7 protein-coding genes are annotated in these 12,463 nt (G+C 69.1%); 5 read left to right on the top strand and 2 right to left on the bottom strand.

The window, feature by feature from the left end; translation table 11 throughout:
• Positions 1 to 64: 64 nt before the first annotated feature.
• Entirely contained in the window at positions 65 to 778 is a 714-nt protein-coding gene (locus QWY28_RS22125) for a TetR/AcrR family transcriptional regulator C-terminal domain-containing protein (protein ID WP_300955094.1), read from the bottom strand.
• Positions 779 to 1,653: 875 nt separating this feature from the next.
• Complete coding sequence (locus QWY28_RS22120) at positions 1,654 to 2,733, bottom strand: histidine kinase dimerization/phospho-acceptor domain-containing protein (protein WP_300955092.1); 1,080 nt, start codon at positions 2,731 to 2,733, stop codon at positions 1,654 to 1,656.
• Between the two features lie 90 nt (positions 2,734 to 2,823).
• Between QWY28_RS22120 and QWY28_RS22115 the strand changes: the two genes are divergently transcribed.
• The 5 genes from QWY28_RS22115 (at position 2,824) to QWY28_RS22095 (ending at position 10,813) form a co-directional block, all read left to right on the top strand.
• Positions 2,824 to 3,399: a hypothetical protein gene (locus tag QWY28_RS22115; protein ID WP_300955090.1), complete on the top strand. Its 576-nt coding sequence runs from the start codon at positions 2,824 to 2,826 to the stop codon at positions 3,397 to 3,399.
• A 455-nt stretch (positions 3,400 to 3,854) separates the two neighbouring features.
• Entirely contained in the window at positions 3,855 to 4,211 is a 357-nt protein-coding gene (locus QWY28_RS22110; RefSeq protein ID WP_300955088.1) for an ATP-binding protein, read from the top strand.
• A gap of 113 nt (positions 4,212 to 4,324) precedes the next feature.
• On the top strand, positions 4,325 to 7,099 hold the full coding sequence (locus QWY28_RS22105) for a SpoIIE family protein phosphatase (RefSeq protein WP_336622430.1): 2,775 nt from the start codon (positions 4,325 to 4,327) through the stop codon (positions 7,097 to 7,099).
• A gap of 1,531 nt (positions 7,100 to 8,630) precedes the next feature.
• Complete coding sequence (locus tag QWY28_RS22100) at positions 8,631 to 9,227, top strand: helix-turn-helix transcriptional regulator (protein ID WP_300955085.1); 597 nt, start codon at positions 8,631 to 8,633, stop codon at positions 9,225 to 9,227.
• Positions 9,228 to 10,123: 896 nt separating this feature from the next.
• Positions 10,124 to 10,813 carry a GAF and ANTAR domain-containing protein gene (locus QWY28_RS22095; RefSeq protein WP_300955083.1) on the top strand — a complete coding sequence of 230 codons (690 nt, stop codon included), beginning with the start codon at positions 10,124 to 10,126 and terminating at the stop codon, positions 10,811 to 10,813.
• Positions 10,814 to 12,463: the final 1,650 nt, after the last annotated feature.

The following is a 12,463-nucleotide window of genomic DNA, read 5'->3' as shown; positions in this document are numbered from 1 at the left end:
GGAGTCCACGCACGGGCGGTCGGCCGCGTTCTCACGTCGCGCGGCCGGCCGCTCCTGCGGCCCGTCAGTGCACGCCGGTGCGGATCAGCTCGAGCCGACGCAGCAGCTCCTCGAGGGCGTCCTCGAACTCGATCGCTGCGTGATTCTCCGACAAGGCACGCCGCAGGCGCTCCACCGTCGGGTACTCAGTGAGTTCGCGGTCCGGCTTGTCTTCCTCGACCACGTCCAAAGGACCGACGTCGGCGCCATGGACAGCGACCTCGAGAAGCAGATGGCCGAGCAGGAAGCTCGAGAACGCCCGGTACGCGCCGACCGCTCCCTCGTCGTCGAACCCCTCTTCGAGCAGGGCGTCCAGGAACCGCTCCACCCACGAGAGGCTGCGTAGGGGGGGCCTCAGCCACGGCGCCTCGACCGGCCGAGACGCCACCAGCGGAAACACCTTCGGGTGATTGAGCGCGACGCGCCGAACGGCGTGTGCCAGCCGCTGCAGGAAGTCCTGCCACCCATTCACCGGTGCCGAGACGACGTCCGGGTCGTCCTCCATCTCGTCCATTACGTGCGTCACGACCGCGTCGAGCAGTTCCTCCCGGCTCGGCACGTACCGGTACAGCGACATCGCCTCGACCTCAAGACGCTGACCCAGCTTGCGCATCGTGAGGCCCGGAAGTCCAAGCTCGTCGATGAAGGAGACAGCGGTCGACACGATCCGCTCGCGCGAGAGACCCCCGCGCTGCGACGACGGCTCACCACCATCTAGCACGCGAGCGTCGCCGTCCACGACCTCATCACCATCGGGCATTCGACCGCCTCCTGGGCGCAGTCTACGAACCGTGCTGACGCCCGAGCTGGCGAGCCGCGATCTGAACGGACTTGCGCCCTCCGGCAGCCGCATCCGCGTCACCGCCGGAACAGACGAGGGCACCCGGCGCTCGCCACTAGCGACCAAGCACGCCTTGCTCCCAAGGGCACCTGAACCCGCCGCCCGAGCCGCCCTGCACGCCGAGCCCGGCACGAACGTTGAGCCGCGCAACGCGACGCCGCCCAGCTAGCGGGCGAACCCAAACGGCCGTAGGACCGACTGCTCGCCGTCTCCATGTGGGGGCCGGCCAGCTTCATGCCCCTCGATGCATGATGCTCCTCCGCCCTGCCGCCCTCCGCGCAAGAAGCGAGCCGGCACCTGCTTGCCACGACTTCCGCGAACTAGACCGCCGGAGCGGCGTCGACGCGATCCAGGGGTCGCGCCGTGGTGCCCAGTTCGCCGCCGACCCCTTCCTCCGCAGGGCCAGCAAACGCCCGGCGGGGGGGTGCACCTCACTCGCGCGTCGAGGCTCCCGGCTCGGCGCACACCGAGGCGATCAAGCTCGACGTCGACCTCCACCAAGCCGGGAACATCGGCGACCTGAGAAGACAGCCTGCGAGCGGGCCCCGGTGCATACCGGTCTTGCGTTGGCCTTGAATCCGACCCCTGCTGCGCTGACAACTTCGTCGCCGTCGCGAACCGCCCTCGCGCCCCCCGGTCGCCCCTCAGGTCCGCCGCTCCCCCCAGGAGCGGCCGGCCTGCACAGGGGCGACCGACTCGTCCTCCTTGCCCCGCCGGTTGCTTCTTCAACCACTCAGTGGCGGAGCGCACACCGCGCCGTCATGCGGCGTTCCTCAGCGGACCGAGCGAGCCAGGCGCAGAGTCGCGCTCAACTGCCCGGTCGGGCTTTCGCTCAGGCCCAAGCTGCCCCCGTGCGCAGCGGCCACGGTCGCGGCTAGCGACAGCGTCGAGCCGATGGCACTCGTCGACAACTGCAGAACCTCTAGATCTACCGGGTTCACGACCCACGTCCGGCTCTGACTGGTAGCCGAGCCTGGTCCCGCAGCGACGACGACAACGGCGTAATTCTCGTCGTCTGCGGTCACCTTCGCTTCCACCGCTGCACCCGTAGGTGCTGACCTCATCACCTCAACGAGCACGTCGGCAACCGCTCGCCGTGCCAGGTCGTCGTCGATGAACGCTGACACCGGTGCAGGCGCCGAGACCCCCAGCGCAGCCTGCCGGCTCGTGAAAATGGACTGGACTGCGCCAGCGGCGCGGCGAGTGACCTCGGCGACGTCGACAAGTACTCGCGACGGGCGAGTAGCCGCCTCCAGCTCGACCAGCCGACTAATCAGGTCCGTCAACGAGACCAGCTCCATCGTCCCGCGGCGCGCAATCTCCAGACTGCGCTGAGCCCACGACGGCAGCCCAACGTGCAGGTCCTCCAACGTCTCCACGCTGCCTCGGACCTTAGCGACGGGTGTACGCAGCTCGTGATTCAGCGTCGTGATGAGGAGCCGACGTAGCTGGTCAACTCGCTCCCGAGCCAGCCGCTCCTCCGTCACATCCTGAACGATCACGACTGCCCCGGTAATCGTGCCGTCGACGTCACGCATCGGCGTCCCATTGCGCCGCAAGTACCGCAACCCAGAATCCGGCCGAAGGACAGTCACCACGGCATCGCGCACCACCTCCCCGCGGCGAGCTCGCGCAATCGGCAGGTCGGTTGCATCCAACGGCGTGAGCCCGTCTTCGCACAACAACCCCAACGCCGCCGGCAACTCGTCCTCGTACCACGGCTGATAAACCCGGCCCAGCATGTCCTCCAGGGCGGGCGTCAGCAGCGTGAGCGCCCCGGTCGCGTCCGACGCCGCCACCGCTAGCGACGTGGGCGACTGCAACAACTCGAAAAGGGTCCGTTCAACACTCACGTGCACTCCAACCCACGATCGCTGTCCCGGGCGCCACGGCCGCTCCCACCGCGTCCAAGGACACCCCAACCTCCTCGACGACCCCGCTGCGTGGGCCGACCCCACAACCGCAGCCCCCGCGACCGTCGAGAAACCCTGACCGCCAAGCGCCCCAATGCCGCGCAGATCATCGCGAAGTTCTTGCGTCAACTGGCGGACATTCTTGCCAGAATCTTGCACGCCCTTCGCCACGGTCAACCCCAAGACGTCATGTCGCAGGCGCCGCCACTCGCGCGACTTCCACGCGCGGAGGCGGGCGTCCGCGCCCACGTAGCAATCCCAGGAGGAACGGCAGTGAGTGGTTTCGACCAGCAACTCCAAGACGCGACCGCAGGGCGGTTGCGCTACGAGGTCAGCAGCGCGTCACTTGAGTACATCGACCCCGACGGCACCTCCACGACGATGCCCGCTGACGAGCAAGCAATCCGCAACGCCATCCAGATGCTCATCCTTCGAGGCGACCGAAGCCCAATCCATGCCGGAGACCCGCTCAAGACCGGAGCCGCCATCCTTCTCGAGGCTCTGGACCGGGACCCCACACAAGCGATGGACATCGTGCACGCCGCCGCAACGCAACGACGTCACGAAGCCCGCCGTGGCAGCAGAGCACACCGGGCGCGCCGATGAGCTTCTGCTTGCGGGCGGCGCTGACCTTGGGAGGCCGCCGCCTCGCGAGCTGATGATGGCGATCGGCTCAGTGAACGCCACGACGTGGTCGGCTGCCACGAAGCCGCCCGGGCGCGGACAGGTCCGACTCGACCGGCTGGTCAGCTCGCAACCCACGGCGCACGTGGAGCATGAGACGAGGCGAAGGTCGCGGAGCGTGAGCAGGCTGACGTCGGCCCTACCGGCACGGGCGCCGCCGGCGCGCCGAGTGGCGAGCGCGCCGCCGAGCGACCGGTCGTCGGGATGGGCGTCCGCGATCGTGTCTGCATCGTCGAGCAGCGCAAGGTGTGACGTCAGCACCGTCGGGCACCGAGATGCGCGAGACCAGCACCGAAAGGAGGGGCGCGGACGTGCACGGCACACAGGGAGCCACCGGCCCTGCCGCTCGCCCAGTTGTCCGACGCCTACCCTTCAAGATGGCAAGCGCGAAGCTCGCGCGGCGAGCCCTCACCGCGGAACTCAAGAGCGCAGGCTCGACCCGCCAGCAGATCGAGGACGTCGCGCTCGTCTTGACCGAGATGGTGCACAACGCTGTTGCACACGGCCGCCCCCTGTCGAGAGACGTTCTCGAGGTCGAGTGGAGTCTCGACCCCACCCTGCTTCGCGTCACTGTGCGCGACGGTGGCCACGCAGGTGCGCTTCAGCCTTTGCCTCCGACGGACACAGCGCCGGGCGGTCGCGGTCTGTTGATGATCGACGGCCTCGCGAGCCGCTGGTCAGTCGGTCTATCCGACACCACCGTTGTCACTGCTGAGTTCGATATCCGTCTCTGAGGCGCGACCTCACTCGCGGCAAGCACAAACGCTGCCCGACGCGGCGCTCGTCACATCCTCAGTCGGACAATTCTGACCGGTTTCGGCGTTACAGACGGCTAGACCACTTCACAATGTGTCGCGGCACGTCGACCGGCCGACGCAACCACGGCCGAGGTCGCGCAACAGATGACTGCACCGAACGGACCAATGACCAGGATCAAGCGATGATTGGCCAGCCCGACGGCGGACAGTCCGCAGCCGACATTCCGAGCAACCCCTTCAGCGGGGACGGCGAGCTCGAGGCAGCGCGCGTCAGGTACGCACGACGCCTAGCCGGACGAAGCAGCCGCGTGTCTGCGGCCGACCGCTTTGCCGAGCTTGCTGCGCGACTGCTTGGCACCGCATCAGCACAGGTATCGATCATCGCCGACGTGCAGACGGTCGTGGGCGGGGTGGGCGCAGCAGCGGCGTGCGTCGGCCAAGACTCGCCCGTCGAGGATTCGCTCTGCACGGTCACCATGCGCGAGGGGCGCCCGCTTGTGGTGACCGACGCCACAAGCGACCCCCGGGTCCGCGCGCTTCCCCCCGTGGCGTCCGGAACGGTTGGCTCCTACCTCGGCGTGCCGCTCGCCGCTGGCGATCGATACGTCGGCGCCCTCTGCGTCTTCGACGCGAGCCCCCGCTCGTGGGGCGAGGACGACATCTCGCTGCTCGAGCTCCTCGCCACGCCGGTCATGGCCGAGCTCGAGCTCGCCGCGCTCGAGGCGGACTACGGCGACGACCGCCTCATCTGGCAGCTCGCCGTCGACGCCGCCGGAGTCGGGGCATTCGACTGGAACCTCCTCACCGGCGAGCTGCGGTGGGACGAGCGGCTCCTCGACCTCTTCGGGCTGCAGCGCGGCACTTTCGGCGGCACCATCGACGCCTTCAACAACTCCGTCCACCCCGACGACCGCGACCGCGTCACCGCAGCCCTCAACGACGCCATTAACAGATGCGGCCGCTACAACGCCGAGTACCGCGTCGTGCTCCCCGATGCCTCCATCCGATGGGTCGGGGCGCGCGGGCACGCACTCGCCGGCCCCGACGAGGTGGCGGTCAGAGTCCTCGGCGCCGCCTACGACGTCACCGCCGTCCGCGACGTCGAGAGCCGCGTCGCGCGGGTCCTGGAATCCATGCCCACCGCCTTCTTCCAGCTCGACCGCGACTGGCGCTTCACCTACGTCAACAACGAAGCCCAACGACTCCTCGGCGCCGTCAGCACCGACATCGTCGGCGGCAACATCTGGGAACTGTTCCCAGCCTCTGTGGGAAGCGAGTTCGAGACTCACTACCGCCAAGCCGTCGAGACCAAAGAGCCAGTCACCTTCGAGGCCTACTACCCACCGCCCCTCAACGACTGGTACGAAGTCCGCGCCTGGCCCGACCACGACGGCGGGCTCGCGGTCTACTTCATCGAGATCACCGAGCGGCACGCGATCATCGAACAACGGCGCCAAGCCGCCGCCCGCGCGGCTCTCCTCTCCGAGGTCACCGCCGCCCTCACCGACACCCTCGACGGCGAGGAGGCGGTCGGCCGGCTCGCGCAGATGCTCGTCCCGGTGCTCGGCGACTGGTGCGTCGTCACGCTGGTCGCCGGCGCCGACGCGGCCGTCGACGCCCGGCTGACCACCAACTGGCGCCGCCGCCTGCGCGACGTCGGCTGGTGGCACGCCGACCCGGACCGGCGCGACCTCGTCGAGCGCTACACCGCCGTCCGCATCCCGGCGCTGGCCGATACCTCGTTCGTCGCCGAGACCCTCCAGCGCAACAAGCCGGTGCTCATCGCCGACCACGCAGCGGAGCGGGTGGGCGAGGTGCTCGTCCCCGGCGAGGCGCGTGAGCTGGCGCGCCGGCTCGCCCCCGAGTCGGCGGTCGTGGTGCCGCTGCGCGGCCGCAACCGCACGGCCGGGCTGCTCACCATCTTCCGCGACCAGGGTCGCCCCGGCTTCACGCCGGAGGACCTCGACACGCTCTCCGAGCTCGCCGGGCGGGCCGGCCTCGCGCTGGACAACGCCCGGCTCTACACCGAGCAGCGCAACCTGGCCGAGGGGCTGCAGCGCAGCCTGCTGACCGCGCCGCCAGAGCCCGACCACGTGCACGTCGCCGTGCGGTACGCGCCGGCGGCCGCGGCCGCCCAGATCGGTGGCGACTGGTACGACGCGTTCCTCCAGCCCGAGGGCGGGACGGTGCTGGTCATCGGCGACGTGGTCGGTCACGACACCGAGGCGGCGGCCGCCATGGGGCAGGTCCGTGGCCTGCTGCGCGGGATCGCCGTCACCACCGGCGAGGGTCCCGCCGACGTGCTCCGGCGCGTCGACGCCGCCATGCAAGCACTGCAGATCGAGACCACCGCCACCGCAGTGGTCGCCCGCCTCGAACAGACCCCGGAGGAGGTCGAGCAGGGCGTCACCCGGCTGCGCTGGTCCAACGCCGGCCACCCGCCGCCCGTCGTCGTGATGCCAGCCACCGACGGCGAAGCACCCCAAGTCGAGACGCTGCATGCGATCGAAACGAACCTCATCCTCGGCATGAACCCCGACACCCAGCGCGACGAACACATCATCACGCTGCCTCGCGGCGCCACCGTTCTGCTCTACACCGACGGCCTCGTCGAGCGCCGCGGACAACTCATCGACGAAGGCGTCGACCGGCTCCGGCTCGTCGCAGCCGAGCTCGTCACCGCAGGGTTCGACCTCGACGACTTCTGCGACGAGCTACTCAGTCGCATGGCGCCGGACGCACGAGACGACGACATCGCCCTCGTCGCCGTCCGCCTGCACCCACAGGACCGACCACGCCCCGCCGAAGCCGGGCCCGTCGACGTCCCGCGCGACGTTCCCGCCGACCCAGCAGGCACCGCCTAGCCCGTCCACACGCAGAACCGGCCGGCGCAGCGCACGCCGCGTGCGCTCCACTGCCGCCGGCTGTGAGGCCACGCCGGCCGAGACCCCGACGCCCGAGCCATCGCGGCCTGGCGCTTGTGCTACCAGCCATCAACGGCTGGCAGGCACGCCCCGGCAACGCGCGCGTCTACGTCGACGAAGGCACTTTGCGGGCGCACTAGCACCTGTTGCGCCCGGCAGAAGGCTGTCACGAGCAAGAACATCGAGCTCTGGGCTGCTGACGATCGGCGCAACCGGCACAGCGCTGACGGTTTCTGTCCAGTCAGTGGAGCCGCCTCAGAGATTGACCCGGGGGTCTCTCCGAGGCGGCTCCCGCGAATGAAGACGTGCAACGCCAGCAGCAGCGTCCCGAGCCGCGGCCCGCACCTTGGCGAATGTCCAGAGTTCAGGAAACCCTGGCGCCACGGCCCGGCTGACCCAGCCGGTGTCATCACTCACCGGGGCGGTTGCCCGCATTAAACGCCCGCCCCACGGCAATAACCAGCGGAAACGCGAACGCGAACCATCCCGCTACCGCCGCCGCCGCGGCCACCAGCACCGTCATGACAGCACGGTGACCACCGTCACGACTCTCGAACCCCATGCGCTATGCGACCGAAACGTTCTGTTGATCCGTTCCAATTGCGCTGCAGTAAGCGCGATTCCGATCCGGGGCAACTACCCAGCCGGCACACCCTGAACCTCGGGCCCCAAGCCACCTCATCCTCGTGATGGAACGGTAGCCGCCGTCCCGGGCCTGCAGAGGTCCTCGGGCGGCGGCCCCTACGCGCGGCCCCCGGGCGTACACATGGTCGCCAGGGGCCGCGCGGGCGCGTGCGGGAGGGCCCCCTGCCACTCCGACGGGCACCGATCCATTCGAAGTCATCCACTTCTTCGGATGGGGTTTGCGGCCGGCGCCCGGGATACCGTCCGCCGAGTTGACGCAGCCACGCAGCCGGAGGCGACCGTATGTACTCATGGGCACCACTTCGTGTGACAGTCAACCCGCCGTTCCGGCTCAACATGGGAGCCGCGTCGGCGGGCACGTATACGGAGCGGCAGGCGGGGTCACTACGCAGGTGTGGCTGAGGTCGGTGGCGGATTCCGAGGCCCCGCCGTTCTCGAGCTGGCGGGCCGCCGCTCCTCCCCGTCCCAGTTGAGTTGAGCGGCGGCCCGTCCCAAGCGCAATCGGGGCGGCGGGCGTCTTCGGCTCGGCGAGCGAGGTGATCTGTGGGTGAGGCCCATATGCGAGCGCCTGGTCGACGGGCTCGGCGCACACCAGCACATCGACGACGATGATCGGCACAGAAGCGCCCGCCGACATTGCGGGCGGCGCACGCCGTTCCTGCCCTCGCCCGTCCCCGGGAGACGCCTTGCGACCCGGTCGGTGCGCTGTCCGCGCCGACGAGTTCTGAGCGATAGCCACATCCGTCCGTCGAGGCACACAAGCTTCCCCCGGTGGTCACCCTTTGGGGTGGTATTCCTCGCGCAGGACGACGGGCAACGACTACCCATGGGCGAGTCGACCCGCATTGGCGTCCTGAGCGGACTTGAAATAGTCCGCTCCGCGCTCGCCACCCTGCTCGACGACCATGTCGTCATCGCACTCGACGCAGCGCCCTGGCCCGCTGACCTCGACCTCGTGGTCTTCGATCGGTACGCCTGCGACAACCACAGCGCCGCTCTTAGCGCCGCACGCGGGCGCGTCCGCCTGGTACTACTCGACGACCTCCGCGCCAGCGGACCACCCCACGTGGCTCACAACTTCGCCACCAACGGCGTCATCTCTTCCGTAGCGCCCATCGTCGAGATACGCGAAGCGATTCTCGACGCCGCGCGGGGAGACATCGCCACCGCAAGCGACAGCCAAAGCGAGTTCGACCCGGCCTTCCGCCTCAGCGGCCAGGAGAGCAAGACGCTCCGCCTCGTGGCTGCCGGCCTGTCCAACGCCCAGATCGCCGCCGAGATGCTCATCAGCATCAACACTGTCAAGGTTTACATAAGGCAGGCCTACCGGAAGGTGGGCGTCGTCCGACGCAGCCAAGCGGTCGCGTGGGTCTACGCTCAGCAGCACCTCGCGGCGGGTGAGACTTCGGAGGCCGCTGTCTAGGGCGCCCAGGCACACGGCCAAAGCCCCGCCGGTCGATGAGTTTCAGCGATGCAGCCCCTCACTCATCGGCGGACCCCCATGGCGCTGACGCCGCCAACGGCGTCTAGCACGCGAAGTCATCGCCGGGACCGCGCTCGCAGCCACGCTCCTGCTGCTCGGACGTGCTGTGGATGGCGACGTTGCGCGAGCGGGCGAGAACGAGCGACTGGACGAGCAGTCGCCGGCTTGGCTCGGCGCGCACCCGGCGTACACGATGGCGAAGTACGGCATGACGCTCCTGACGCTCGGCTGGCATCGCGATCAAGGAGGGAGCGGGTCGAGCCCTTCTCCCGTCGTGACGGGCGCGGCGCGCCTGGCGCACGCCCAGTTCGACCATGCCGCGAACTGCGGTGGCGAACCTGGCCGTGAGGCGCGGGATCAAGTCCGGCCCCAGGATCGCCCCGAAGTGCCTCAACCTCCCGTACTTGCCGATCGGATGTCATCGGCGACCTGACCGCCTCTGCCGGCATGAGTGCATCCGGGCGGAATGAGCCGGCTCGACGCAGCCCGGCGACACAGCGTCCGCTCGGCCAGGGGAGGTCGAGGAGGTGTAGCGCTGGAGTGCCCGGTCGCCGGGACTCGTCAGTGATGACTCACCGTTGTGGGTGGGTTAAACAGAGGTCCACCCCACAGTGGTGGACCACCGGTTGATGCCCGGCTGCCGGCGCGCCAACCGGCTGGGGGCATGGCCCCGTCGGCCGAAGGACCGGGTCGTTTCGCGGGCGGTGGCGGACGGCCTCGCTCCGAGCGCCGTCCTCGCGCTATGGTCAGGAGCGGCCCAAGCAGTGGGCCGATTCGCCCTCTGGCTGTCGCGTGCCCCTGTTGGGCGTTGCGCCTGGCAACGCACTTGAGGACCAATGGACACACCCAACCTGACGCTCGCGGACGCCGCCGAGACCATCGGCCAGCAGGGAACGGTCGAGGAAACCCTCGACGCGATCGTGCACGCCGCCCGTACCTCGATCCCCGAGTTCGGGCACGTCAGCATCTCTGAGCGGCACCGCGACGGGACGATCGAGACCAGGGCCGGCACTGACCAGCTCCCCTGGGACCTCGACGCACTGCAGTACGACCTTCGCCAGGGCCCGTGCGTCGACTCGCTCGAGCACGAGCCCGTCGTGGTCGTCGACCATCTCCGCCACGAGCAGCGCTGGCCCGACTACATCCCCCAGGCAGCCGCCGCGGGCGTCCGGTGCCAGATCGGTGTCCGCCTGTTCAGCGACGGCCGGCACGTTGGCGGCTTGAACCTGTACTCCACCGACCACGACGAGGTCGATCCCGACACCATCGCGACCGCCCGGCTGTTCGCTACCCACGTCGGGGTGGTGCTTGGCCACGTTGAGCAGGTGCATCACCTGAACCAGGCGCTGCAAAATCGCAAGGTGATCGGCCAAGCGATCGGCATCTTGATGGAGCGCTACCGCATCGACCCGGACCGCGCCTTTCAGTTCATGGTGCGCGCATCCTCGACCGGCCACATCAAGCTCCGCGACGTCGCGGAGGAACTCGTCACGACGAGCGTCGAAAGCTACCGGCGCCGGGACTGATCGCACCGGTTGAGCACGCGGGGTTGGGGCGACGCCGGGCACCGCGCCACGACCGGCTGGCGCGTCTCTTTCGACATGAAGCGTCCCGACGAGGTCCAGTCGCCGCTCATGCCGCAATCAGCGTTCCTCTGCCAGAACTGAGCCGACCGCTTATGCCCAGATGCGGGCGGACCATCGCCGCAGAGGGCCGCGTGTGAAGCGTCCGCGCCACCCGCTCCGCCTGCTTCTGCGGGCCGCGTCGCCCCTCGCTCGTTCGAGGTGAAGGGGGGTGAGGGCACGGCGAGCTGTCGGGATCTCAACGACGTCGAAGTCCTCAAAGCGAATCCGGTGGTCGGTTCTCCTGCCACGTTGCTCGCTGTCAACTCCATCCGCCCCGAGGATTGCCTGTGAGTCGCCGGGCGTCGCCCACCGTCACCGTCTCGCCGCACCACTCGACAGCCTCGTCAGGGACAGGCCTCCCGCTGGGTTGATTGCCCCAGTGCGTCACGAGGCGCCCTTCGCTCTCGGCCACCGCAGCGTCGCGCTCCCGGAGTGCAACCATGACCCGCTCGGTCAGGGCGGTCAAGGTCAACCGGCGCTCTCGATCCGCGCGCTTCGCTGCCGCTTTCGACCATCGCCTGCCCCATGCGCCGCGCCCCTGCTTGGCCGTCTGCTGAGGTGTTTGGTCCTCGATCACGCCGACACGGGGCTCATCGGGACTCCGAGGGTCACCTACGACGATCCATGACCACAAGCGATTTCCGAACCGCAGCAAGCTCGAACCCGCTCCCCCCGGCCCGACCAGTCCAGCCAATCCGAACCCGGCGCCTCAGCCATCACGCACGTCCCTCAACGTCCCCCCGACTTCGACCCATCACTCGAGTGCCACACACCTCTTGCATTCCCGGCACGCGCTTGTTTCGATTGTGCGAATGAGGGGCCCGTGCCTCGCCCCGTCCCCCCGCCTAACGAGGTGCCACATGGTCGACCGCGACCCGTCGCCGAATGACGCCGGCACGTGCCCGAACTGCGGGGGCCTCGTCGTCTACCGCGGTGTCGGGCGACGGCCCGTTTGGTGTTCGACCCGGTGCCGCAACGACTCCGCACTTCAGCGACTCGGCGCGCGCAAAGGCGCGATCGAGGTGCGGGTTGTCGAGGTCCCTCGCAGTCGTGCTGGAGCTCGCCCGTCCGACGTCGCAACGACATCGAGCGAACCGTTGCCGTCCACCGGCGCAGCGCCGACAAGTGCTGCACCGTCGCCCGAGCAGGCACTCCGCGCGATCCGGAATGACCCGCAAGCTGTCGGGAAGTTGCTCGCGCATCTGGAACGCCGTCGCATTGATGGCAGCCTCGCGACCGATGAATGGCTCCCGGTGCGCAACGCGCTCCGACTGATCGCGCGGGAACTGAGTCCGGACGTGGAGCGGCCGACCAAATTTTGCTCCGCACTCCCCCGGCCCCGCCTCGGCTCCCGCTGAGCGAAGACCGCCGGGTCGTTGATAGGCGGCGGTATGACCGTGCCGGACTTGTCGACACGCCCACACGTTCTATGTGGTTCCCCCCGAATCGTGGAGGGCTTCTCTATGCGGCTTCCCGGTCGGGGGCCGCTGTGTCCTCGTAGTTGACCGGGCTCATCATGCCCGCCGAGCTGTGCCGGCGTTCGTGGTTGTA

It is taken from the genome of Nocardioides oceani, from assembly GCF_030412965.1.
Taxonomy (GTDB): domain Bacteria; phylum Actinomycetota; class Actinomycetes; order Propionibacteriales; family Nocardioidaceae; genus Nocardioides; species Nocardioides oceani.
This window is presented reverse-complemented; position numbering and strand designations above follow the sequence as displayed.